Source organism: Cytobacillus mangrovibacter, from assembly GCF_042865275.1.
In the GTDB taxonomy this organism is placed as follows: Bacteria; Bacillota; Bacilli; order Bacillales; family Cytobacillaceae; genus Cytobacillus; species Cytobacillus mangrovibacter.
In genome coordinates this window covers 262,200-287,582 of sequence record NZ_JBIACJ010000007.1, presented here as the reverse complement: position 1 = coordinate 287,582, position 25,383 = coordinate 262,200, and the positions used below count along the sequence as shown (strand labels likewise).

At 35.0% G+C, this 25,383-nt stretch carries 24 protein-coding genes, 1 pseudogene and 1 other annotated feature; of the genes and pseudogenes, 4 read left to right on the top strand and 21 right to left on the bottom strand.

The window, feature by feature from the left end; all coding sequences use genetic code 11:
- Positions 1 to 132 precede the first annotated feature (132 nt).
- The gene (locus tag ACFYKT_RS14935) at positions 133 to 1,368 is read left to right on the top strand and encodes an MFS transporter (protein WP_389221176.1); all 1,236 of its coding nucleotides are present in this window, start codon (positions 133 to 135) and stop codon (positions 1,366 to 1,368) included.
- Positions 1,369 to 1,373: 5 nt separating this feature from the next.
- Here the strand turns inward: ACFYKT_RS14935 and ACFYKT_RS14930 are convergent, their stop codons facing one another.
- The 19 genes from ACFYKT_RS14930 to ACFYKT_RS14840 all read right to left on the bottom strand — a co-directional run bounded on the left by ACFYKT_RS14930 (position 1,374) and on the right by ACFYKT_RS14840 (position 21,405).
- On the bottom strand, positions 1,374 to 2,279 hold the full coding sequence (locus ACFYKT_RS14930) for an AraC family transcriptional regulator (protein ID WP_389221173.1): 906 nt from the start codon (positions 2,277 to 2,279) through the stop codon (positions 1,374 to 1,376).
- 15 nt (positions 2,280 to 2,294) lie between these two features.
- Positions 2,295 to 3,014, bottom strand: a complete 720-nt coding sequence (locus tag ACFYKT_RS14925; protein ID WP_389221170.1) for an ABC transporter permease — start codon at positions 3,012 to 3,014, stop codon at positions 2,295 to 2,297.
- Positions 3,015 to 3,235: 221 nt separating this feature from the next.
- Positions 3,236 to 3,772, bottom strand: coding sequence for a small multi-drug export protein (locus ACFYKT_RS14920; protein WP_389221167.1), 537 nt, complete (start codon positions 3,770 to 3,772; stop codon positions 3,236 to 3,238).
- Positions 3,773 to 4,052: 280 nt separating this feature from the next.
- Positions 4,053 to 5,669 carry a DUF4179 domain-containing protein gene (locus ACFYKT_RS14915; RefSeq protein WP_389221164.1) on the bottom strand — a complete coding sequence of 539 codons (1,617 nt, stop codon included), beginning with the start codon at positions 5,667 to 5,669 and terminating at the stop codon, positions 4,053 to 4,055.
- On the bottom strand, positions 5,647 to 6,213 hold the full coding sequence (locus tag ACFYKT_RS14910) for an RNA polymerase sigma factor (protein WP_389221161.1): 567 nt from the start codon (positions 6,211 to 6,213) through the stop codon (positions 5,647 to 5,649). Before ACFYKT_RS14910 ends, ACFYKT_RS14915 begins: the two co-directional genes overlap by 23 nt.
- A gap of 275 nt (positions 6,214 to 6,488) precedes the next feature.
- Positions 6,489 to 6,737, bottom strand: a complete 249-nt coding sequence (locus ACFYKT_RS14905; protein ID WP_389221158.1) for a PepSY domain-containing protein — start codon at positions 6,735 to 6,737, stop codon at positions 6,489 to 6,491.
- A gap of 154 nt (positions 6,738 to 6,891) precedes the next feature.
- Positions 6,892 to 7,344 (bottom strand): GNAT family N-acetyltransferase, encoded by a 453-nt coding sequence (locus tag ACFYKT_RS14900; protein ID WP_389221155.1) that lies wholly within the window; start codon positions 7,342 to 7,344, stop codon positions 6,892 to 6,894.
- Positions 7,345 to 7,681: 337 nt separating this feature from the next.
- Complete coding sequence (locus tag ACFYKT_RS14895; protein ID WP_389221153.1) at positions 7,682 to 8,539, bottom strand: GNAT family N-acetyltransferase; 858 nt, start codon at positions 8,537 to 8,539, stop codon at positions 7,682 to 7,684.
- Positions 8,540 to 8,555: 16 nt separating this feature from the next.
- A complete protein-coding gene (locus ACFYKT_RS14890; RefSeq protein ID WP_389221150.1) occupies positions 8,556 to 9,179 on the bottom strand; it encodes a kinase in 624 nt (207 codons plus the stop codon).
- Positions 9,169 to 9,759, bottom strand: coding sequence for a histidine phosphatase family protein (locus ACFYKT_RS14885; protein ID WP_389221147.1), 591 nt, complete (start codon positions 9,757 to 9,759; stop codon positions 9,169 to 9,171). The genes ACFYKT_RS14890 and ACFYKT_RS14885 overlap by 11 nt, the downstream gene beginning before the upstream one ends.
- A 264-nt stretch (positions 9,760 to 10,023) precedes the next feature.
- Positions 10,024 to 11,202, bottom strand: coding sequence for a DHH family phosphoesterase (locus ACFYKT_RS14880; RefSeq protein ID WP_389221145.1), 1,179 nt, complete (start codon positions 11,200 to 11,202; stop codon positions 10,024 to 10,026).
- Positions 11,203 to 11,237: 35 nt separating this feature from the next.
- On the bottom strand, positions 11,238 to 14,459 hold the full coding sequence (locus tag ACFYKT_RS14875; RefSeq protein ID WP_389221142.1) for a DEAD/DEAH box helicase: 3,222 nt from the start codon (positions 14,457 to 14,459) through the stop codon (positions 11,238 to 11,240).
- Between the two features lie 19 nt (positions 14,460 to 14,478).
- Positions 14,479 to 14,961 carry a CBO0543 family protein gene (locus ACFYKT_RS14870; RefSeq protein WP_389221140.1) on the bottom strand — a complete coding sequence of 161 codons (483 nt, stop codon included), beginning with the start codon at positions 14,959 to 14,961 and terminating at the stop codon, positions 14,479 to 14,481.
- Between the two features lie 23 nt (positions 14,962 to 14,984).
- Positions 14,985 to 16,022 carry a DUF3231 family protein gene (locus ACFYKT_RS14865; protein ID WP_389221137.1) on the bottom strand — a complete coding sequence of 346 codons (1,038 nt, stop codon included), beginning with the start codon at positions 16,020 to 16,022 and terminating at the stop codon, positions 14,985 to 14,987.
- Positions 16,023 to 16,214: 192 nt separating this feature from the next.
- Positions 16,215 to 16,553, bottom strand: coding sequence for an ArsR/SmtB family transcription factor (locus ACFYKT_RS14860; RefSeq protein WP_389221134.1), 339 nt, complete (start codon positions 16,551 to 16,553; stop codon positions 16,215 to 16,217).
- Positions 16,554 to 16,979, bottom strand: coding sequence for an SRPBCC family protein (locus tag ACFYKT_RS14855; protein ID WP_389221131.1), 426 nt, complete (start codon positions 16,977 to 16,979; stop codon positions 16,554 to 16,556).
- 163 nt (positions 16,980 to 17,142) lie between these two features.
- On the bottom strand, positions 17,143 to 18,372 hold the full coding sequence (locus ACFYKT_RS14850; protein WP_389221128.1) for an MFS transporter: 1,230 nt from the start codon (positions 18,370 to 18,372) through the stop codon (positions 17,143 to 17,145).
- A 524-nt stretch (positions 18,373 to 18,896) separates the two neighbouring features.
- Positions 18,897 to 20,585 carry an arginine--tRNA ligase gene (gene argS / locus ACFYKT_RS14845; RefSeq protein WP_389221202.1) on the bottom strand — a complete coding sequence of 563 codons (1,689 nt, stop codon included), beginning with the start codon at positions 20,583 to 20,585 and terminating at the stop codon, positions 18,897 to 18,899.
- 48 nt (positions 20,586 to 20,633) lie between these two features.
- Positions 20,634 to 20,848, bottom strand: a binding site (T-box leader).
- Positions 20,849 to 20,976: 128 nt separating this feature from the next.
- Complete coding sequence (locus tag ACFYKT_RS14840) at positions 20,977 to 21,405, bottom strand: hypothetical protein (protein ID WP_389221125.1); 429 nt, start codon at positions 21,403 to 21,405, stop codon at positions 20,977 to 20,979.
- Positions 21,406 to 21,863: 458 nt separating this feature from the next.
- On the opposite strand from ACFYKT_RS14840, the gene ACFYKT_RS14835 reads away from it, so the two are divergent.
- Together ACFYKT_RS14835 and ACFYKT_RS14830 are read left to right on the top strand one after the other, a co-directional pair.
- On the top strand, positions 21,864 to 22,265 hold the full coding sequence (locus ACFYKT_RS14835) for a hypothetical protein (protein WP_389221122.1): 402 nt from the start codon (positions 21,864 to 21,866) through the stop codon (positions 22,263 to 22,265).
- 350 nt (positions 22,266 to 22,615) lie between these two features.
- Positions 22,616 to 23,227, top strand: coding sequence for a hypothetical protein (locus ACFYKT_RS14830; RefSeq protein ID WP_389221120.1), 612 nt, complete (start codon positions 22,616 to 22,618; stop codon positions 23,225 to 23,227).
- Between the two features lie 408 nt (positions 23,228 to 23,635).
- Here ACFYKT_RS14830 and ACFYKT_RS14825 read toward each other — a convergent pair whose 3' ends face one another.
- Together ACFYKT_RS14825 and ACFYKT_RS14820 are read right to left on the bottom strand one after the other, a co-directional pair.
- On the bottom strand, positions 23,636 to 24,043 hold the full coding sequence (locus ACFYKT_RS14825; RefSeq protein ID WP_389221117.1) for a DUF1761 domain-containing protein: 408 nt from the start codon (positions 24,041 to 24,043) through the stop codon (positions 23,636 to 23,638).
- Positions 24,044 to 24,144: 101 nt separating this feature from the next.
- Positions 24,145 to 24,401: pseudogene (locus ACFYKT_RS14820) on the bottom strand (IS1595 family transposase); the annotation flags it as partial.
- Between the two features lie 112 nt (positions 24,402 to 24,513).
- On the opposite strand from ACFYKT_RS14820, the gene ACFYKT_RS14815 reads away from it, so the two are divergent.
- Complete coding sequence (locus ACFYKT_RS14815) at positions 24,514 to 25,320, top strand: MBL fold metallo-hydrolase (RefSeq protein WP_389221114.1); 807 nt, start codon at positions 24,514 to 24,516, stop codon at positions 25,318 to 25,320.
- Positions 25,321 to 25,383 lie beyond the last annotated feature (63 nt).

Genomic DNA, 25,383 nt, shown 5'->3' with positions numbered 1-25,383 from the left:
GCGTACCCATGTGTTGGAATAGATTCACATAATATGAAAGTAATGTTAGGAAGCGTGTCGAAAAATATTTTTTTGACACCCCACCAACGGGTCAAACCGTTGATAAATCAATATTTATAGAGGGAGGAATTTATGATGAAACATTTAATAAAGAAAGATCCATATTACGTATATATCCATACTTGCTTCTTATCTCAGCTATTCTTTACTTATATTTTCACTGTAAATTTGTTGTATCATGTGCAAATTGTTAAACTCAATCCCTTTGAACTTGTATTGGTTGGGACCGTACTGGAGCTATCTGTTTTTATTTTCGAAATTCCGACAGGAGTTATTTCTGATTTAAAAAGCAGAAAACTTTCTATTATTATTGGATATAGTTTAATCGGATTAGGCTTTTTAGTAGAAGGGTTGTTTCCATTTTTCTTAGCAGTTATCCTTTCACAAATATTATGGGGGATTGGTTATACATTTACGAGTGGTTCATTACAAGCATGGGTGAGTGATGAGGTTGGAGAAGAGCGTGCGGCTGGAGCTTTTATGAATGGAGCAAAAGCAGGCAACCTTGGTTCAGTACTTGCGATTCCTTTAAGTATTATTACAGGCATATTTATGCTGAATCTCCCCATTATACTTGGCGGACTTTGCATGTTGGGGCTTGCTATTTATTTAATGATCCATATGAAAGAAGAAAAGTTCATACCATTGAAGCTGGAAAGTCAATCATCCGCTTGGAAGAATATGAAATTGAATTTAAGCAAAATAGCTATTTATTCAAAAGCAAGTCGCTTGATACGATTACTTTTTCTAATCGCTTTGTTTTTTGGGTTTTATAGTGAGGGATTTGATCGTTTATGGTTAACACATTTCTTAGAAGCATCTAGACTCTCCTTTTTCTCTGAGAGAAGTATTGTACTAGTAACTGGAGGCATTCAATTTTTAGTTGTTGTTGGCTCTTTTATTGTTCTTAATATAATTAATAACAGTTCGATCCATAAGCATCTACATTTAATTTATATCTCCCTATTTATTGGAAGCTTACTGATAATTAGTTCATTAATCGGCTTCTCTTACTCCACGTCTATAATCGCCCTGCTCGGATTTTATTTGATCATTCAAATGGTTAGACAGATCATGCAGCCTTTAGAAGAAATATGGTTAAATACGATAATTCCGGAATCGTCCGTACGTGCAACATTCTTTTCTATGAAAGGACAAATAGATGCAATCGGGCAAATAAGCGGCGGTCCAATTATTGGAGGAGTAGCTTCGATATTTTCAATAAAAACAGCGATTCTTATTAGTGCGGTTCTCTTATCACCTGTCCTTTACTTATTAAGAAAAGCTTTAAAAATTTCTAGAGGGTGAGATGTTCACCCTCCTCTTCTTTTAACTGGAAGATGAATTTCCATATAAATTTTCTTATGCTCCCAATGATGGCAATTTTCATCATAATATTCAAAATCATAGCTGTTTTCATCTACTTCATAGCCTGAATGTGGGAGCCAGTCTTCAAGAATATAACGCCAAGTCCCTTTAATGGAAGAGACAAACTGATTTGTTTCTACCAAAGGTGTTCTAAAAACTGCATATATGGCGGCAGGTATCTCCTGTTTAACCATTTCTCGTGGAAGCTCTGTAAATTGATCATATTCTACTGCAAAAAGAAACATAAAATGTTTTTCATCTATATCATGATTAATGTTAAAGCAATACTCCCCATGCTTCTTTGGATTGAGTAATGTATAAAGGGCAGTCTCTATAGAACCGTCATTAAACCCGCCATCTTCCCAGAAAGCTGGTGCATCTCTTGTGTATGAAATATTCCCCAACTGGACTTCAAACGTTTTTCCTGCAACCCAAAATGCTTCTTTTGAAATCATCTTCGGCTGTAGGATCATCCCTCCTACCTCCTTTTGCTGCAATTTCATTAAATCAGGTTTGAGTGGGTGTGAGATAGGACAATGAAGTTTATATAGACTCGGAGAACAGCCGAAGCATCTCTTAAAGGCTTTTGTGAAACCTGCATGTGTCTGAAAGCCATAATCCAAAGCAATTTCGATTATTTTCTTATCGGTTGTTAGCTCAAATATTGCATATTGCAGTTTTCTTCTTAAGACATAGTCCATAATGGGATAGCCAATATGCTTATTAAATAGCCGGTAAAAATGATATGGAGAATATCCAGCTATATTGGCTAATTCCTTCGGATCGATCTCTTCTTTAATCCGCTCCTCTATGTAATCAATAACTTTTTGCAGGGTTTGAATTTGCTGCATTTTGTTATCATCCTCTTAAACTATCATACTTGTATCCTTTTGGAAAGAAAATTCCTTGATAATATATTTATAATTTAGCAAACAAACGATAATGGCAGCCAAAGAGGATACAACTAATAAGGTAAAAATAATGAAAATCTGATATTTTACTGAAGCGAAAGGATCTGCTCCTGCAAGAATCATACCTGTCATTGTTCCAGGTATTTGAATAAGACCGACTGTTTTTAACATATCAACTGTTGGTATCATAGCGATTTTAATTGCTTTCTTTTTCAAAAATTCCTCTTCCATTTCGGGATTGTTTTTCATTGCTTCTAAAACAACCGCACCTGCAATCATCGCATTTCCTATAAACATCCCGCCTACCGGAATTAGATACTGTGCTTCAAGCGGGATAATATCAAATACTAGCCAAATACAGATACAGAGAAGGACCGATAATGCAATTCCAGCAAGTAAAATAAAAAAGGACTTCTTCCTGTCCATTCCCCTTTTCGATGCATTTAATGAAGCAATAATCACCATTAGAAAAATATAGCCGAATACAACTAGAACATTTTCTAGGGAAAATAAAAATGAAATAAAAAATCCTAATAATAATAATTGAATAAATCCTCTAATCGAAGAATAGAGAATATCCTTTCCCATCCCTAGCTTTTGGTTCATCGAGATAATAATTGGAACAAAGACAAATAATAGAATAATGAATAATGCGAGATTGCTAATTTCTTGCATGAATAAAACCTCCCATTATTCATTTTAGGCTATTATTTGGAGAAATCTAGTATTTTTTTATGTCAGGTTGAGATTTTGAATGAACGACATTTCTTATGTTTCCTAATCATATTTCGTCCTTCATACACTCGATGAACGATTCTCCTCACGTTTTTCCTTCAAGCTTTGTCCTTCATTAACGATCTTATTTTTCTTAACTAACTGCTAATTATCAGCCCTCCTTACTTAAAAATACGTAAAAGAAACCCATTTTCCTTCAAATCTGGGGCAAGAAAAGAAACGCCAGAATTAGCTAATACAGCTGAGACAATCGTCCAAATGACTAAACTAGCAATCATCCAGCCTGTCACTAAGCCTCTTCTTGATCCAAAGCTCATTCCCATGAATGCTGAAATATGTGATCCTACTAAAAGAGGCCCAAAAATTGTTAAGCCGGGCAGTCCGTATTTATCAAAAAGTGCTCTTGCTCTTTTTTGCTTCTTGGAATCTTGTTCTGTTTCTGTTCCTTCTGTATACTGACCTCCCACACCCTCTACTTCATTGACCACATTTCGTTTTAACTTTCTTGTTTTTAAAAGGATTTTAATTTTATCAACAAAAACGATTAAAAGTAAAATGGTTAATAGGTTTCCTAAGAATCCGAGGATGGCTACTGGAACTGGCGATAATCCGCCAATGATTGCTAACGGAATAACTGTAACTAGTTCAAATAATGGAATAGCTGCTAATAAAAATACTAATAAATATGATACTAACATTACATCACCCTAATCTGCTTTAATTTTTTGGATTGATTTTATACATGCCAATATCCAAGCCGATGAACTTCTTCTCTTGGAGCAACACCTATTTGATTATAATTATGATCAAATATTTTCAACACTTCACTTTCCAATATTTCCACATCCTATATATTTTTTCCAATGGACTATAATTCTTATTCTATAGCTGATTACTTATGAACTCAACTATGATTCTTTTTATAATAAAACAAGAACGAAACCATAATTGATTTCGTTCCTAAAAACCTCTACCTATTTAATATAATGGAATATTCAATTTCTCTTTGACCTCGAAATAACGAGTAACAGAAAGTAAGTGTAAGGTTACCTCCTCTGGAACTTTGTCAATGTCATACACTTCTAGCTCTATAGTAGTTTTATAACGCCCGGCTTTATCTTTCTCATTAAGAATAGAACCACTATGGAAGGCCTGGAAAGCATTCCCTTTATCATCAACAATTGCCCATGCTCCCAGATCGGATGCTGGTAATTCTTTACCGCCCTCCATTTCAATATTAAATGTTGTTTCCTTCTCAATTGGAATGAGCGATTTACGGAGAGAAAATTTATTCTTTGTATCCGCTTCTTTAATGGTCATAAAGTTACCTTCATACTCAAATGTGACAGGCTTCTTTTTTAATTCCTTTGGCTTGATTTTTATTGATAAATCAGAAGGGACAGTCTTTGCTACTCCATCTAAAACAAATGTAAGTTTTTGATCATTTTTCTGCGGAATAAATGATTCATTCCACAGTACATGACCCATTTGTTGCATATCTTGTCCAGAACCTTGAATCATTCCGAAATCACTTGGATGACCTTTTCCTTCCAAAAAGGTATTATGATAATAAACAGCCTCTCCTTGCTCATTTTCAATATGATATTGAGTAGCTGTGCCGTAATTAGTAAAGGAATAAAGGATTTCCTCTCCAAATTTCTTTTTGAGCCTACCCATTTCATCTTCTACACGTGCTTTCTCTTCTTTAGTAAATGCAGTTTCATATATCAATTCATTAGAGGAAGGAGCAAATCTAACTTCCTTCATTTGAAGGGCCACTCCTTCCGTACTTATTTTTGCTTCATTTAAAGAAAGAGTAGTTGTATATTTTTTGCTTTCTTTCAAATCAACAGGAACTTCTAATTTCCAATTGCCTTTAATCCCGTTTAATTCGACTAAATCAAATCGTATTGTCACTTTATCAAGTGCAGCTTGTTCCCGTAAAGATAGTTCAACTAACCCGTAGTCACTGCCCTCAGTCCAACCGCTCCCTAAATGATTAAGCATTTTTCCGTCTTGATCAATTGCTGTAATCTTATTTCGCGATTCTGGGAGATCCAGATAAGTATCCTGTGGCTCACCTTTTTCATTTAACACTTGAAATGACAAGGCTATCCTTGAGGTATCAGCAACCACATCTTCGACTTTAAAAGTAATTCCATTATCCTTTACCTCGAGATTGACTCGTTCGGCAAGACCTGCATCAGCTGCCATTCGTAAACCGTCATCCACTTGATCTGTAGTGAAGAACCCACCTATCCATTCGGCAAAGCTCGGACTTAATGCTGTACAAAGACCTAGTGTTAACACAACTGCTGCTGCCGGGTACATAATTTTCTTCCATGATTTCTTTTTAATATTCACTACCTTTTGACCATATGGTTCGAGCTGATCTAGGACAATTTCAGTAAAATGATCTGGTAACGGTGGCGTTTGCAGTGTTTCTTTAATGAAACGCTCTTCTTCTTTAAAAGCATTTATTACTCGTAAGCATTCCTTACAATTCTTTACATGATTGTGTATCTCAACATGCTCCTCTTCTACAAGAAGGTTGTCGACATACTGAGAGAGTTTATCTGCCGCATAACATTTCATGAAAATATCCTCCTTCACGTTTTACCGTATCTCTCATTTTCTTCTTAGCCCGATGAAGCTTATTGCGTACTTGAGAGAGAGGGATTTCAATTAATTCACTTATCTCGTCATAGCTTAATTCATTCACATATCGCAAGAGAATAATCATTCGCTCATCTTCTGGTAAAGTGGCAATTAGCCGTTCAAGCTGTCTGCTTTTTTCTTTTTTAAGGAAAATAACTTCTGGATGATTCGGATTAATAACTTTTTCTTCGTTGACTTCCACCTGCTTCATTTGATAGCGCTTTTTCCGGAACTCATCCATACAATGATTAATCGCTACCCGATACATCCAACTAGAAAATGATCCGTTACGATCAAATTTGCCCAATTGGTTGTAAACTTTAATAAATGCCTCTTGCACTAAATCTTGTGCATCCTGTGGATTTTTTGTCATTCGTAAAATAGTTGCATAAAGCTGGTTTTTATATTTATTAATAATGTTTGCATAGGCTTGCTTGTTCCCTGCAAGCACATCCTGCACCCATTGAAGTTCCTCTTCCATTTTGACCTCCTAATTAAAAAACAATCATGCGCATGACTTGTTTTCATCTTACATCTATTAGAACGAGTTAGGATGTAAAATAATTTCATTGTTTATCAAATAAATTTATTTCTAGCCAAAATAAAAAAAGCTGCACCTTAAAGAAGGTCAGCAATTCATCATTTCGGTTCTAACTTATTTGTAATTATCCAGTCGCATGAAAAAAGAGCTTGGATGTTCCCAAACTCACTAACTTTTTTTATTAGCACAATTAGATAAATCAATAATAATTCGGACTAATCAAAATCACTTTCTTCTTCAATTTTTAGAATTTTACCGGATTTCGCAAGGATTTCTACTTCATATATTCTGTTATTTGCTGTTAAAATATAAACCTCGTAAACCAAAACCCCATTTTCTAAATCTAAATCTACATGCAGAACTTTTCCAGGTACACGATTAAGTGCAATTTCTTGCGCCTGCTGCTTTGTCAATCTCTGTCTATACATTTGTGTTGGCTGGCCATGATAAAAATTTTCATACATTTGAAAATTTCCCCTCCTCAAAAAACTCAACTCATTTATACGTATGTATTAGACAATTTATTGGTGCAGCTTAAGAATTCTTTTAATTAATGAAAAAGTCCAGTTTATAATTTTAAAGGGTGAAGCACGATGGCTTCACCCTCCAAATACACGTTTATTTTATATACTTTACAACAGCCATTTCTTTCCCAAAACGATCACCATTATCTACAAATCCTAAGCTTGCGTACAAATGGTGTGCGCCTAAATTATCCGGATGATAACCGACAATTATTTTCTGTGCATTTGGCATTTTTGCTATCTCTGCAACCATTAGCTCCGTTGCTTTTTTTCCAATTCCCTTGCCTTGGAATTTTTCATCGATCATAATTCTATATATCCAATAGCCATCAAGCTCTTCTACTACACTATTATACATGAGAAAGCCTACTACTTGATCTTCTAGATAAATCGCATATGGTTTTAATGTTGGTTCAAATTTAGATTGTGCAATGGATATGGCATTCGATTCAAGAAATGCCTTCTGATTTTCCGCAACCTCTAATAGGCAGCATTCATACCAATTATCCGAATTTAATTCGATTAGTTTAATATTGTCTGTTTTCATTTTATTTCCCCTCTCAAATGTTGGGGAAACGCAAAGTTTGTTAACTAGGCATATTCCCCTTTTCAATAAAAACAAGTTCTTTAATCAACATAAATGAACGCCTCCTTTAACAAACATTCGTTCAGACAGTTAATAAAGGAATCAAATGTCTGAACTATCAAATTATACCATAAATAATCACTATCTTAAAGTCTATTATATCGAAGTAAGTTGAATTAAAGGGAGAGCTGCTAGTTGCCTAATATTTTTCCGGATATGTCTCCAGCAAAAATTTACCGATTCAAAAAATATTTTTATCGATATCTGCCATATTAGTATTTGTTGAATACAGTCCATCTTAGGGTAAATGATATGGGATAACAACTGCATGGCAAGCTTTTTCATAGAACTCAATCGGACCTGCTCCCCCGATAATGGCATACTCATATCCGATCTCTTTCATCTCTTTTAAACAATGATGCAGGAGTATGGTTCCCACTCCTTTTATCCGATTTGATTTGGATACGCCCATTGGTCCAAAATAGCATTTTCTCCCTTTATACACATCAAAGGCTGCAAATCCTATTATTTCCTCTCCAGCAACAGCAATATATATGGAAGGGTCACTTTTTAAAAATCCATCCTTTATGGTTTGTGACCATTCAGAAGAAAAGTTTGTTTCAACAAATTGTATGAGCCTAGAATAATCGCTAATTGTAACCTTACGAACAATGTTTAAATCTATTTGAGGAAAGTGATATTGGCTAAGATGGGTAATCATATCCCTAGAAGTCGTTCCAAGATTCAAAATGATTTTCTTGTCTCCATCAGATAAATACGAGTCAATTACTTTTGTTCTTAACAATGCCTTGAGCAAATGCCCTTCATTCAAAAAAACTTGATTATAGTGTTTCATATAATTCACTGCTTCTTGAAAAACAAATACGACCTCCTTAGATACAGGAATATTAAATCGAGCATCTTTCACAGAAATAACATCCAAATTAGCTTTCTCATTTGTAGCCATTTCTCTTAATGAAGATATCTCTATTTCACATTTCATGGAAATCTCCCCGAGTGCACCCATTTTCTCCTGAAGACAAGCTATAAGCAAATGTACGGGCATTAAGACATGATCTGCTTCTTTTTCCGCATTTCTCATCATTCTAACCATTCTTTCAGTAAAATGAATAGGTGAATATTCCAGTGCTTCCACCTTCCTTATCAATTAATCAAATATCTATTACTACATCAGCATTTTCAATTGGCTTTTCTTCTTTCATATAATGATCTTCTCCTGGCCAATACCTTCTTTTATACTTATCAAGCCTAGCTTGGTAATCCCCAATATATGAATCTCGCTCAAGCACTCTCTTGTATCTTATTTCACGCGGACAGTCTAGAAAAATGATGTAGTCATAAAAGCTTTGCCATTCCTTTCTTTGAAGAAAAATTCCTTCAATAAGGACAATGGCGTCAGAAAGAATAGGTGTTTGTTTTGTTGTAAATGAATCTGTTGAATGATTATAATATGGCAATACAAGCTCAAGACTATTATTATGCAATGTCTTAAATAAATGACTCACTAGCATATCCACATCCCACTGCAAATAATAATATTCATACCATTCTTCATGACCAGTATCATATCTCTTATTTCTTTTAACGATATGATCATCAATATGAATAATCATAACCTTATATTCATTACTTCTAATCTCACTTTCTATTCTCTTAATAAGCGTCGTTTTGCCAGCACCACTTAATCCATCTATTGCCACTAAGAATGGACGATTTTTATTAGTACGTCCTGAATACTGAAAAAGTATGCTTTTAGTAATTTCATTAGCTGCCATTTAACATATTCTCGCTTTCACTAGAACCAATAGTAGTAATTCTTTGAACATTTTTAAGCGCTGCTTTATCGAATTCTAATTTATAAATATCTGGCATTTGGAGACTTTTCCAAAAGTCCAAATTATACGTTTCATCAAAAAAGTTCATGATTAAAACCATGATATTTCCATGTGTTCCAATGACAATATTTTTTCCTTCAAAATAATCTAATATTTCCAAGGTAGCAAGAACGCCTCTTGCTTGCGCAGTTTTATTAGACTCACCACTTTTCCAAGAAAACTCAGGATCACTCCACACTTTTTTAATAGCTTGATCAAAGTCTTCAACTGGCCTTTCTGATAGAATCCGCTCTCTAAATCCCTCCTCAATGATTATTTCTTTTTCAATAAATTTTGCAATACCTTCAACAGTTTGTATAGCTCTTCTATATGGGCTTGATACAACATGATCTATATTTTCAGTTCTTAATAGGTTGGTCACTTCTTCAGCATCTAGTATGCCTTTTGCTGACAACGGTCTTTTACGTTCATCAGGTGTATAGGTAGAATGTGCATGCCTAACAAAATATAAATTTGTCATCCAAATACCACCCTCCAAAGGACTTAATAGTTATTTTCATCCTATTATGACAATAATCTGAAAAATAATCCAATAAAAAATGAAACTGTGCTTAGAAGGTTTCTTATTTCCTACCCTTATACCAAATACCCTATAATTACCCATTTAATGACATAAAAAATAGCAGGAGAATTAAAAAAAGAATTTCTCCTGCTATTTTTATTCTAGGTGCTAAGCTTTAAGTATTTTGTCATGTTATTTTCTTGAACACGTAATAAAGGAAAATTAGTTCTTTTTCACTTCATTCATTAAATACTTTACGAAAGCTTCGTCTTTCACTAGCCATGCTGCAAATTGTCTTTTTAAATAGCTTTCGCCTTCTTCAAAGCTTTCAAAAGTATCCGCAAGCTTTACCTGGTTTTTATCAATTGCCCATTCTTGTTCACTTAGTGGATACAGAAGAAAAAGGGTTTCCGCTCGATCTTGATACAATGTACCAAATGAAGAACTTTTTAGATTATAGCGGTTATGCCTCGCATCTTCACGCAATGGCTCAATATGAAAAGTCTCTGTTACAAATTGTTTATAGGCAACTTCCGTCAATGAACAGCCCGATGCTTTTGCATGTCCACCGCCACCATACTGGCCAGCCACTTCAGACACATCAATATGATCATGAATGGTACGAAAGCCTAACCTCTTGCCACCAATATTAACAATGGCTATATAGTCAAGATGAGGATATTCTTTTCCTAATTCATTTCCAAGTTCAGAATGATAGGACTCAGCATACACAATCCCAGCAAAATGATCACCGACTTGGCATTGAACAAGTTCTCTTCTTTTCCTTTTTATGTAGCGTTCAATCTTGTTGTCTTCCATATCGAGCAATTTTCTCTCAAAGTCATCAAAAAAGAAGGAATCACTATCCAGTAATCTCTGAATCATCTTTTCCTCAAATTCCTCAATTGAAATAAGATAAAAGAGAGCATTCAGCCGTCTTGCCTGCTGATTATTGTTCTTCTCCCATTCCCAAGTATCATATTGTCTGACAAGTTCCACAAATTCAGTTATGGCAGCAGTTGAACGCAACAGTTGATGTTCTATTAAGTAATTGTATAATAATGATGTTGCTGAAGTTAATTTCCCCTCTTCATCTTCAACAACGACATGTCCCCATTCATAATCATTTAAGGAGAGCGATGTTTTATGATGATCGATCAACTGAACTTTTCCTTTATTTTGGTAAAATAGCTCCAGCCTTTCCTCATTTGCTTCATTAACAGACAGATCTGTAATCAATAAAAAGGTTTCTTTCTCGTCATTTTCCAAAAACCATTCTACTTCACGATTGAGTGCAGAAATAGAATTATAACGAACCTTTATGTGATCGCCAAATGCCAGCTTAGCCAAAATTCCACAGCCAACCCCATCTAAATCGTTGTGAGTCAATAGTTTATACATATAATCACCCTTAAAGTAGTATGGATACTAAATTATTATATATTCAGTATCTCTCGAATATCCTCTTCAGATAGAGCTGAAGTGTTCTTATCAGATTCAATGATCTCATCTATTAAATCTTTCTTTTTATCCTGCAGCTCATTCATTTTCTCTTCAATGGTTCCTCGAGAAATAAGCTTAATCACTTGAACAGAATTTGTCTGGCCAATTCGGTGAGCACGATCAGCAGCTTGCTCCTCCACTGCAGGATTCCACCAAATATCATATAAAATAACGGTATCTGCACCTGTCAAATTAAGTCCTGTACCGCCAGCCTTCAGAGAGATCAAGAAGAAGTCGCGCTCCCCTTCATTAAAGCGATCACAGATTTCCACTCTTTCATCTGAAGGTGTTTGCCCATCAAGATAAAAAAACGGCAGGTCCCTTATGGCTAGTTCTCTTCCTATGATGGCAAGCATCTTCGTAAATTGGGAAAAGATTAACACCCTTCTACCCGAAAGCTTTGATTCTTCAATAATTTGCAAAAGCTGAATTAACTTCGCCGAATCATCCTTATAACCGTCTACAAATAATGCAGGGTGACAGCAAATCTGTCTTAACCTAGTTAAACCCGCCAGAATTTTGATTTTATTTTTCCGTAGCGTATCTTTGTCTAAATGCTTAAGTGTATCATGTTTTAATTTGGCTAAATAAGCGGCATATAGCTTCTTTTGTTCAGGAAGAAGCTCGGCCGATTCTGTGTACTCAATTTTTTCAGGGAGCTCTGAAAGTACATCCTCCTTCATTCTGCGAAGCAAAAATGGACGGACCCTTCTTGCTATTGTTTTTCTCGAAAGATGACTGTATTCCTTTAAACCTCGAAAAAGTTCAGGAAAAACAACATGAAAAATCGACCACAATTCCTCTATTGAATTCTCTATTGGTGTACCTGTTAAAGCGAAACGATGATTTGCCTGAATCCGTTTCACAGCCCGAGCTGTTTGGGTAATCGGATTTTTAAATGCTTGAGCCTCATCAAAAAATACGGTATGAAAGAATTGTTTCTCCAGCCATTTGATGTCTCTCCGAACAAGTGGATAGGAAGTTATCACAACATCCAATTCCAAAACATCTTTTTGTAAATGAACTCTTTCTGTTTTTGTTCCATCAATGACTACAGCTTGTAGCTCAGGTGCAAATTTCATCATTTCATTCAGCCAGTTATATGTTAAAGATGATGGACAAACAATAAGAGCCGGTTGTTTATTTTTACGAATGATTGGAAGCTCAGACACAATATAGGCAATGCTCTGTAATGTTTTCCCAAGCCCCATATCATCTGCAAGAATGCCTCCAAATCCATATGCAGCGAGTAATTTCATCCAGTTAAAACCAGCCTGCTGATAATCCCGCAGCTTGGATTGTAACCCTTCTGGTACAGTGAAAGCTAGTTTATCCGGATTTTGCAGTGTTTCAAGAAAATTTTTGAATGAGTCCTCGATTGTTAATAGTTTGCTATTTTCTAACGTATCAAGGAGTTGTATACCTCTCACAATAGGGACGTTCAAACCACTTTCAAGATCTTCATTTTGTACAGGCAGTGCAGTTAGAAAACGCTGTATCTCTTGAAATTCCCACGTCTCTAAAGAAAGGAGGGAACCACTTCGTAAACGGTAATATTTTCGCTTCTCTTCTAAAGCCGATAGGAGCTCTCGTATTTCCTTTTCAGAAACACCATCCATTTCAAATTTGAATTCAAGCCAGTTCGTCCGTTCTTTTTTCATTTTGACACTTATACGTGGAGCAGCATTCTCTCTAAAAATTCGATTTCTCACTGCAGTTGTTGCATAAATTTGAAGAAGCTTTTGTAATTTAGGAATCTTATGCGTTAAAAATTCATATTCTAGTTCTTCATTATGTAAAAAATATCCACCTTCTGTTTTCGCAAATGAACTACCCTCCATTAATTTTAAAATAACCTCTTCTTTTGCATCATCTCTTATAAGCAGAGAAGCCGTTTTAACTTCATTTTCATCCAGCGGATTGATGATTATATGTTCATAGTGAAATTCTAATCCAGCAAGCAGCCGATTCTTCACTCGATCCAAATAAAGCTTTGCAATTAACGGCGTTTTCAAATATTGCTTTGTAATTGATTCATTTATTTGGACCTTACCTAATCGTTTCAAACCTGGGACCACTTTTTCAATGAAAAAGTCAATCTGATCTCGATGAATCATAACTTGGTTCGTTCCTGACGCATCAAGCATTTGTTTTAGCTCATACAGGCGATTGCATTCGTCACTTCTCAGCTCCGTAATTTTCCCTCTAAATATTACAGAACGATAAGAATAAAGGATAATCATTTGATCCAAGCCCTCGATCTTTAACACATAGCCTTTTTCCACTGTTCCTTCAAAAAGAAAATGCAATGGCAGCGTTTTATCTGATAATTGCAGGCCTTCATACATATTTCCGCCATATGTTAGCTTTACTGAAGGTGCAAGTACGAGGAGCTGCAGCAGCTTCTCCCATGATGTTGGAGGAATAAGCAGTTGAGCATCACTTACTTTAACATTTATTTTATTGGATAGACTTTTCCTATACATGTCTTCATCATTAACAACTTCAATAAGCTGCCCAATTACTGCAGCTGTCTCTCTTTGAAAACAATGAATTTCTGGATTGTGGGTTAATGTTTTTGAAAGAAGGCTTATTCTTCCATGTTTAATATTCGCTAAAAATTCACGGATTTTTTCCACCTTATTTGAACCTATACCTATTTCGATTCCCATTATGATTTGGTTCTTATCAATGGTAATAGGTGTACAGAAAATTGTAGCTTCAAGAACTTGTCTATTTTCAAAATGCAGCTGATGGCCACTTGAGCGAATGGGCTTGCCATTAAAAAGAGAGATTATTTCTTCGGTGAGTCCCTGAGGTGTGTTACTTTCCCCTTGGTTACTTAGTTCTTGAAAAGAAGGAGGCGCTTCTTGACGCTGACGGTCATAAATTGCAAGTAAGACAGCCGCGACATGCTGACATTTTCGATCGTATGAAGCTAATTTTGGACAGCTGCATTCTGTGCGAAATGCTCCATTCTCTTCCTTTTTAATTGTGACATAAAAATCCTCAGCCGCTGCAACAATTGCTTCACAGCCTTTTGGTCCAGAATGAATAAATGTCACCTTATTTGCACGATAAAAAGCGTCACCTCTTTTATAGGAGACGATTCCGCACATTTCAGTAATCATTTTCTGATTTATTTTGAGATTCAAAAACCCTCCCCCTTTATTTCTATGTTGAATTTATTCTTCGTATTAATCCAATAAATGATCTTGTCATTAATGATTTAACAATAACACTAATAACTGTATGATACCATCGCCAGCCTCTTCCCCATTCAATTAAATTCGTTCGTCGTTCAGCCCAAAATTCGATTATAAACATAGGGAACGTAAATAAGACCAACTTATAAAAAATAGCAAACGGTTTATCCTTTATCGTCATTTGATTATATATGATCGAAAAAGTTGGATAAATAAAAAAATCAAATAATATATGTGTTTTAAATACTTTTGGCAAAAAACGAACCGGATATCTAACGATTTTGTGAGCGGATAAGAAACTATCTGCAATAAAATTTGTCGCTGCATTAAAGAAATAGACAATTATCCAATCCTTTATCGGTGGTTTTCTCATAATAACTGGAATAAGCACAGTAATATTACTAATAAAGACTATTATTAAAAATAGTTTATCGAATTGTTTCCCTTTCATTTATAGCCCTCATTTTATTCTTATTATTTTGAAGTTAAGTTTTTTCTATCCAACGCTTTAGGTGGTTGTTCCATCCAGCCCTTTTCAATCATAATTTTTGTTGCACTCTCGACAAAAACGGCGACTTTCATTAACGAATTTGTGTAAAGTAGTGCTATATCACGCCTTCCATTTACCGCCAGCGAATTGCCAAATGCTCTGATTTTCATTGTAAACATGTCCATTTTATGAAAGAGCATTAGTTTATCTGAAAATGGAGAGAAGGTAGTTCCTGTTACTAAATGGTCAAGGAATGTTGGAGTAGGTAAGTTTTCGTTTGTCAGCATTTTCATGTAGCGTTCAAGATTTTTCGTTGTACCATCTCTGCCCTTTTCAAACAGTTCCCGGATTTTCTCATCCTTTGCGACTTGCGCAAATGCCATGATAAGTGTCTTACTCGCTACATTGTTTTCAATATTATCGTAAAAATGGGCAATTTCTAATGCGTGTAGTGGTCGCACATCGCCAAAAAAACCATTTAAAAAATCCTTTTGAACAAATTCAACCTTTTCAGGTATAGGAATCATCGGTGGTTTAATAATATACCCTTTATTTATTAATATTTCCTTTATTTGTTCCATCAAAGAAATGGTAGAGTGCATACAATGAATAAAAAACTCTTTTACATCCTTTCTAAAAACAAGTGGGATTGCCACGTTGTATATACTCAAACCTGCTTTTGCAGTATATTTCAAGTAATGAACATAGAATTCATCCTGAAATAATCTCGGGGCACCAAGATTGACATCCTCTTCACCAAACCCTTCTGGAACAGGAAAGCCATCCTTTTCAAATATTTCCTTCGTTGTTTGCATAAATTCCTCGCACAATTGTAAGGCGTTTTGTAATAAATTTTTAATATCTTCATCCTCAACATGTTGAAGATAATAGCTTAAAATACATTTTGACATACTGTTCCCCATATAGGTTGCCCAAAGTTTGCCCATTTCTGCAGAACTTAGCTGTTCATTGGAGCTTGTTTTATTAGCACTTAATTTAATCGGCTTAATATTTTTTTGCAAAATAAACTCTCCTTACCCATTTTTTTGATAGTATTTTCCTGCATTCAAAATATATACTGAAATCACTTTTACTCCCCTATAAACCCTTTACTTTTAGAGGAAATATTTGTATAAATTTATAAAAAAAGAGACCGACATTCATCATGTCGGCCAACCTTCTTATGATTATTTATTATGGATAAAACACTCTTACTATTTATCATTTGGTCCATCATCATTTTCAACAATATATTTAAGAATGGATAGTTTGTTGCTCCAAAACCTTTCGTAGTATGAAAGCCATTGCTTTACTTCTTCCAAAGGTTCAGAGTGCAGCTGATAGATTTTCTCTCTGCCTTCCTTACGTCCACTCACTAGTTTTGCTTCCGTCAATACATGAAGATGTTTTGCGATGGCTGTACGGCTCATTGGAAAATGTGCAGTGATTTTTGAAATAGGCAGTTCTTTTTTAGAAAGTAATCGCAGGACCTCTCTGCGAGTGGGATCTGCTATCGCTTGAAAGACATCATGCTTCTGTGCTGCTTGAGACACTTAGTTCTCAACAACCTTTTGAAGCTTCAGCACAATTCCTGACCAGCCTTGATTCATGCGCTCACGAATAACTGATGCTTGTTCACCCGCTTTTGGCACGACTACATCATCTTCTTTCCAGCCGCCGTGGATAAGAGTAAACTCTGTTTGATTACCTAGATCTTTCAAAATAAATGACACAATCCATCCATCTGTGTCCCATGAAAAAGTAAGTCGATGTGGTTCATCAAGTTCTAATACTTTGCATGGAGAGGGCCCAAAAGGTGACTGAACATGAAATTCATGACCTACTTCTGGCTGAAAATCATTTTGCATGAACCATGAAGCAATTCCTTCCGCATTTGCAACTTTCTCCCACACTTTTTGAATAGGTGCTTCAATAATCACCTTTTGTTCGATATCTTTTACTTTGTTTTGATTTGTCATAATAACGCTCCTCGTAGTAGATGATATAACACCTTTTGGTTACATTTCGATAATATAACACCATTTAGTTTTATGTCAAGTTCTTCTTCATCAATGAAAACTAATATTCCCCAGTTAGCACAAAAAAATTGTAAGCATCTGACTATTATCACATAAAAGGACTTTAAGAAGCATTTACTCTATCCATTTCTAAGGACTTTCCTTTTTCATAAATATGGAGATGAACAAATCCGTAAAGGGCTGAAAGTAGCAATAAACCTCCTGACATTATGTAAATCATTCGGACTCCGATCAGGTCTGTTAAAGTCCCAATCCCAATTATTGAAAAGATAAAAATAAATTGAACTAGTGTAGACCTGGCAGCAAGTATCTTAGTCAACGTATGATCATCTGTACTATTTTGAAACATTGTTTCCTGAGCTAAGTCTCTCAATTGATAGGATGGACCCATTAAAAGAACAAGAACTAAAGCAAGATAGGGCTGGGACACGAATCCATACATTAACGTAAGCAATCCAAAAAGGAATGAGCCTGCAAGCATAAAAATAGTTAATCGACCTTGCATCCATTTTGAAAATCGGAAAACAAGCAAACCTCCTAGAATAGTGCCTAAATAATAACCTCCATTAATATACCCCCACCATGTCTCCCCTTTCCCAAGTGCCTCTTGTGCAAAAGTTAAAGTAACAGCCCCTATCCAAATCGTTCCAACCCAAGCCTCCATTAAATCCATGATGATCAAGATCCTGAGTCCGCTATGCTGAAACAGGTACTTCCATCCGCTTGTTATTCGTGTCCTGAATCCTTCTTGTGATTTGATGTGTAATGATGATTGTACTTTCACTAAAAATAGACACATAATAGAAATAACAACTAGCCCAAAGGTAATAACAAATGTTGTTTCCTTTCCCCAAAAAGCAAGTACGACCCCTCCGAAAGTCCAGCCTGCAAACAAAAATGTTTGATCCACACTTGAAATCAGACTATTCGCTTTCACTCTTGCATTTTCAGGGACAATCACTTTTACTAAAGAGCTTTTAATTGGTGAAAAAAAGCCATTAAAAAATGAAATAATGGATAACAGAATAAAGATCATAACTAAAATAGCCACAGTCAATTTCTTGTGAAACAGCACAAATAGTCCTGCAAGCAATAACAATTGAGTCACTTGTGCAAATATTAGCAAATACGTAAGCTTCCATCGATCAGACACTACAGGCAAAACAATTCCGCTTCCCATACGTGCGATGACACTTACTAATGTGACTGCAGCTGACAATGTTGTTGAGCCCGTTTCATTATAGAGATGTAAAACAACTACCATGGTATACAATGCAAATCCGAGATTTGTTGATGTTTGACTGATAAGTAATGCATAGTAGGAACGGTTCAAAGGGTATCTCCTCTTCTGTAAAGTAACTAGAATCTTTTTTTATAAGCTAGTAAATTAGAGTGAAACGAAAATAGGCTTTTCACTAAAAGATTACGACTATATTATACCATCTCCTCGTTCATTGATTGACGTTAGGCATGATTAGTATCTATTCGTTACTATGAATGTGATTTTCATTAGATGATGGGGATGATTTACTTCATTTCACTGTAAAAAAACAGGCTTAAAATGCAAGAATGGAAAACCTTCTTGTATTTCAAGCCTCACTTAAGTTATTGAAATCCCCCTGTATCCTGATTATCTCCCATCATATAGTTTGAACTATCTCCGGGCTTTGCGTTAGGATTGGTCGGTATCGGAGGATGATTATTAATTTTTTTATGTCTCCTGTCTATAAAGAAAGCAAATGCTAATATCGTAAGCACGATGATAATTAGAAACCAAATCGTACAACTCACACTCCTTATTTTCCCACTCTATCATAGAATATGGTTGTGATGAATATTCAGTACCTTCTTTAAAAATTACATTTCTTTTGGTGCCTCAATTCCCAATAATCTTAACCCTTCTTTCAGAACAATTTGAACGGCATAAACAAGTGATAATCTTGCTTGTTTTTGTTCTTGATCATCGAGAATACGGACAGATCCATAATATTTATTAAAAGCCTTGGAAAGGTCAAGAACATATTTAGCCATTTGAGACGGATCACAATCATTAAAAGCACGAGTAATTACATTGGGAAAGGCCATTAAATTTGTTATTATTGGCCATGCTTCATTATCTGAAAGGGCTAACTGGTCATTGCTTTCCAAATAGTTCCCCTTTTTCAAAATAGAGGTTGCACGAGCATGTGTATATTGGACATACGGACCCGTTTCTCCTTCAAAGCGCAACATGTCTTCCAACGAAAATTCAATATCATTTAATCGATCATTTTTTAAATCATGGAATATAACTGCACCTACTCCAACTTGACGAGCAACAATCTCTTTAGATGCAAGTGCTGGATTCTTATCGATAATATTATTCTTGGCAAGATTTATCGCATCCATTAACACTTGTTCTAATAATACAACTTTCCCCTTTCGTGTAGACATTTTCTTTCCGTCTTTCAGCATCATCCCAAATGGAATATGTTTGAGTCCTTCATGCCATGTATACCCCATTTTTTGCAATACTTCGAACAATTGTTTAAAATGGAGCGTTTGTTCGTTCCCTACAATATATAATGACTGAACAAACTGGTAAGTATCGTGACGATAAATAGCTGCTGCTAAATCACGAGTAGCATAGAGAGTGGTTCCATCTTTTTTCTTAATTAAACAAGGTGGTAAATCATTATCGATTACGACAACTTTTGCTCCCTCTGATTCTTTTAATAACTTCTTTTCCTCTAATATTTGAACCACTTGATCCATTTTATCATTATAAAAAGCTTCACCATGAGTTGAATCAAAGCTCACACCTAATAATTTATATATATTGGAAAACTCCTCCAACGATTCATCTCTAAACCATTTCCACAGTTCCAGAGCCTCTTCGTCTCCTTCTTCTAGCTTCTTAAACCAAAGTCTCCCTTGATCGTTTAAATCAGCATTTCGTTCAGCCTCTTCATGAAACTGAACATATAATTTTAGAAGCTCTTTGATTGGATTTTCCTTTACCTTTTGTTCTTCCCCCCACAGTTTATAAGCAACAATTAATTTTCCGAACTGTGTACCCCAATCACCTAAATGATTGATTCTAATTGGCTTGTATCCACATTTTTCAGAGATTAATGCGATCGCATTCCCAATTACTGTAGAACGTAAATGTCCCATTGAGAAAGGCTTTGCAATATTAGGAGATGAAAAGTCAATTGTGATTACTTCTTGATCTCCTATGTTTACATCCCCATATTTTTCTTTTTTCGAGATAACTTCCTGAATAATGTATGAGGACACTTCTCTTTTATTTAAAAATACGTTGACATACCCGTTTACTGCTTCAGCATTTTGAAATTCATTGGACAACTGAACTTTCTGTGTAATTTCAAGTGCAATCGTTTGTGGTGCTTTACGGTAAATTTTTGCTAATTCAAAGCATGGGAATGCCAAATCGCCCATATGCTCAAATTTCGGCTTTTCAATCATACTTTTCAACTTACTTTTTTCCATATAATCTTTTAATTGACCATAGAGAACATCTGCTAAAGCATCTTTATAATCCACCATTTTTTTCCCTCCCAAAAATAAAAAACACCCGTCTCTTTTCCGAAGAAAAGAGACGGGTGTTTCACTAACCCGCGGTACCACTCTACTTGTTTCATAAAAAACCACTCAATTTGATAACGGGGTCTACCCCGACTTCTCCTACTTACGTTCAGAAAAGCATCTCCAAAGTGCGGTTCATTATTTGCCACATGATCAGGCTTCCACCATCCCTGACTCGCTTTGCTGCAACAAACAACTACTCTCTTTGTCATTGATTTTAAAAAAGTATTTTCAATTATTATAGCCGTTCGTATCGAATTTGCAATAATTATTTGGATATTTTAATTATAGAAATTTCCTTTGCCTCGTATAGGGTGCTATGAATAAAGGTACCATCTTATCTCATTACTTATTTATTCATATGTTCATAATCTAATACTTCCACTTTGAACCCATGACCGCATCCAATTTTGGGGCTGTCGCAACTCGGAGATACTCTTACTTTAACCAAGTCTTGTGCATAGTTGACTGGGGCAATTCTTTCGTCAGGAACTTGAAGACTTATAGAAATATCATATGAATGATTGTTGTTATACACAATACCAACAATCCTTTGTGCTTGCCAACGAAAAGCAGCATAATCATTACTAGGATACTCTTGCATCACCCTTTTATCTATATATGGAAATATAATATCTCTAATAATGTCTTCTGGTGTAACATACCAGTCATCTGCATACGGTTTAATTTCCTTTGTTTCTGGAAGGTTTTTAGCCTTTACTATAATATTTACGGATAACATTAATAAAATCGTAAAGAGAACAATCATTTTCTTCATGATATCACTCCCATGAAATAATACAGTTAGATTTAGCATTCTAAAATAATATTATCCACAACAACAGTAATCCGTATTTCCAAACCTTATTGTTTCGATCGACATTAATTAACCAAATTAATGTTCAATATATTTTATCCGTTAGTAATACAAGAAAAGCTGACTAACCAACAGCTCCGTTCTTTAACTCTTGCCCCTATTACGTCAAGATGCCTTATCGAACTTCAATTATAAAAGCATAACTTGAGCTTCCCTTTTCCCAACTTGCATGGACATCGTAAATATAAAATAACAAAATAATATCCTCCTTTTTGTGTGTTGGAGGAATTATTGCCTAGATTCTAGAAATGGAAACAAAAGTATTGAACCATCGGACGGAATAGCTACACTAAACAACGAACAAACTGTTGAAACATTATAAACACACAAACGTCTAACTAATAGAGGAGGAGATTTACTTGAAAAAGGTTATAGGAGTTGCCGGTTTGGTAATTATCATTTCTCTTGTAAGTGTCCTTATGTTTACAAATGATTTTTCAAATATCAAAAAGGTAGAATACCAAAAGTATAATCACTCTAATGGCACTTTCGGTGAAGTAATTGTAATTGATGACAATGATCGAATTATCCAAATTACGAAGATATTTAACAAAGGAAAACACCAAAATATTCAATATAAGAAGGCTAATCACGAAAGCTTTAAATTAACTTTAACGTATGAGGATAAAACTACTGAAATCATCAGGATTTGGGGAAATATGGGACGGGATTTTGACCTATTAGAGAGTGATACTAGGGAAGGTGTATATAAACTTAAGGACAAGAAATCAAGGGGAAAATTGTTTGGGATTTTAAACTAACGAGGGCGATAACTTAAAAGTGCTGTCGCTTCTTCAACTATTTGTGCAGGATTGTTAAATCGATAATTAGGAATTAAAAATAATTTAATAGAATTTTGTTAGCCAAAAGAAATTCAGACATTTGCAAATTTGTTGAGTAATTATTCCATAAATAAAATTCATTTCCGATTCAATTTATAATACTATGGTGACTTTGTTGAGGACGATGGCTTCTTTAGGCGGAAGATAACGACTGATAATATATTGGCCTAACGGGCAGTTAATGTTTTGTAAAACAATCACAAAATATCCATTTTTATGTTAAAGTAATAATGATGGGAATTCTTAACTTTCTGAAGGGTAGTGACCAAATGAAACTAAATCGACATCCCCGTCCAACAGACCATTATGATAAAAAACTTTACCAAGTTGATGAACAAATTTGTGCTTTATTGAAGCAGCGTAAGGAGATTTCAAACAATAATCCAGGTTTTCCACCTGATGATGTTATCTCAAATTGGGCTATAAAGTACAATCTTTATGAAGAATATTTAAGTTCATTATTTGGAGCACTGAGAATGGAAGATTTCTTTAAACCTCGTGTTGAACCCACTGGATTTAGAAAGCACTTACCTGTTTTAAAATCAATAGAAATAGATGATCGTTTTTATTCAGTTACTGCTATTCGGCAGTACAATAATGCCAGCATAGTACAGCTTCATGTCGATTGGGATGAGCCTGATGATTCACCAATTGATCGAATTAACAAACGTAATAATAATACATTTGAATTGTTTATAAACAAGCAATATAATTGTTGGAAGGATCGGGCAGGAGGCTCAATAGGTCATTCAACATACAATTTCATTGTTTCACCACCGTTACCTGATGATATTTCAGAAATTGAGTTAGTTTTTAAAGAATATAGCGACACCTTTTTGGATAAACCAACAGGTCTTGAAATTGTAATGAATTTAGAGTGACTTCTCAGACAGATGCGTTTCTTAAAGGAGAAATGCCTATTCTTATTGAAGTAAAGGGCAGATTATTTCAATAAATCTTTTGGATATTTTGGATACTTAATTGAGTTGGTCTTTTTCTTATGGTTACTAATTGGTTAGTTTTTTTGCATTCTCATCACGTTATCTGAACTAATTAAATTTTTGTTGATTTAAGCCGTTTAAGATTTTGAAAAATAAAAAAGCCTAACCCCTTCATATTTTTAGCGAAGAACTAGGCTTATAAATTTAACAATCGCTCCCAATTGTTGAGTATCGGTATTATTCCCTTTGCAGCAGGTTTCATTGAATTAAAGTACCCGCTAGTTTAACGGCTCAGCAATTAACTATTATCCCTATTCCAAAAGATATCCATTAAATTCGAGAAAAATATCAAGAGAAACTGCCGATAATGATCCCTGCAATTATGATGCTGATAACATGAAAACCAGCCGTTATCAAGTAAAGTTTCAACTTCATCCCTTCATATAGGGCATTCGTGGCAGAGGTGCCGGCAATGACAAGACCTACTACTAAACCGAGCCACAAACCATCTGCCCAACCATCTATATTTGACCATTGAGCAATAATCGCTAACAAAAAAGAATTTACAATAGCCATCAAAATCGAACCAGTCATTACTTTTCCCACGCTGGGAAGATCCTTCTGCTTCAACCCCTTTAACGTTTGCCAAGTATTCCAGAATACCATAGGTGAATACCAGAATGAACCGAGAATACAAATAGCAGCCGCACTTAAAATTACTGCTAAATAACTTATTGCACCAAAATCCAAAACCACTTTTTTTCCTCCCAAAATCTTACTTCTTACTAGTCTTTTCACATCAATTATAAAAAGAATAATTTATATTAGCAATGGCACTCTTAATCACTATTTGTTTATTAACTAACCTGCCCTTTACTACCATAACTATTGAACATTTCAAATACAAATGATGTAAGCAAGAATTCTTTGATATTGTGTTTTGTGATTTCTGTGCTGGTCCATCGACAAACAGGAATCAAGCAAAGTAGGTATCGAGGTGTTTCGTAGCCACCCCCTTAAAACGGTCTATCCATTGTTTCTTACAAGAATGGAGACCATTAACATTTTGAATGTGGTACAACCCCTTGATAACGTGTTCGCTATCATTAGATCTTCTCCCCTTCAATATCTTTAATCTTTTGTATTAAGTTTTTTAAAAAACATTAATGAATCGCTATTCACTTTGTGTTAAAATTTAACAAAAGAGTTGTTACTGGAGGTACATCATGTTATTAAAAAGGAACTTCAAAGAACAAAAGATAAATGGGGTTCAAATCGGAAACGGAACGGTTGCATTTCAGGGAGTCCAATTAAATGTTCATTGCTTTGTTGTTGATGGAGTTTTAATTGATACAGGGGCAAAATCATTAGAACAGCAATTTATGCCCTTTTTTAATCAACAGGATATTAATCAAGTAATCATTACGCATTTTCATGAGGATCATACAGGATGCGCCTCCTATTTACAGAAAGAAATGAAGTTACCTATTCATATGAGTAATACGATGCTTGATTATTGTAAAAAGAAGGCAGATTATCCCTTGTATCGGAAATTATTTTGGGGGAAGCGTAGCCCTTTCCATGCAAAGGCCATTGGCGAAACCTTTTCATCCAAAAATGCAACATGGGACGTGATTGAAACACCTGGTCATGCAATTGATCATTTAGCTTTTTTGAATCGTGAAACTGGACAATTATTCACTGGGGATTTGTTTTGCCAGGAAAAGACAAAAGTCATATTACGAGAAGAAAGCATTCCTACAATCATTGAATCCCTATATAAAGTATTAACCTATGATTTTCAGGATGTGTTTTGCAGCCATGCAGGCTATTTGGAACTGGGGCGTACGGCTTTACAAAAAAAGCTTGATTATTTGTTAAATCTACAGGAGGAAGTGATCAAGCTACATAACAATGGAATGACACCAAACCAGATTAACAGCACACTCTTCCCAAGAAAATACCCGATCACTATGTTTTCTTCAGGGGAATGGAACTCCATGCACATTATAAACTCGATTATTCAGGTATAAATCAAAAATAAAATCTTTATCTATATTAGAAGCCTAATTTCCCGATAATCTATTAAGATATTA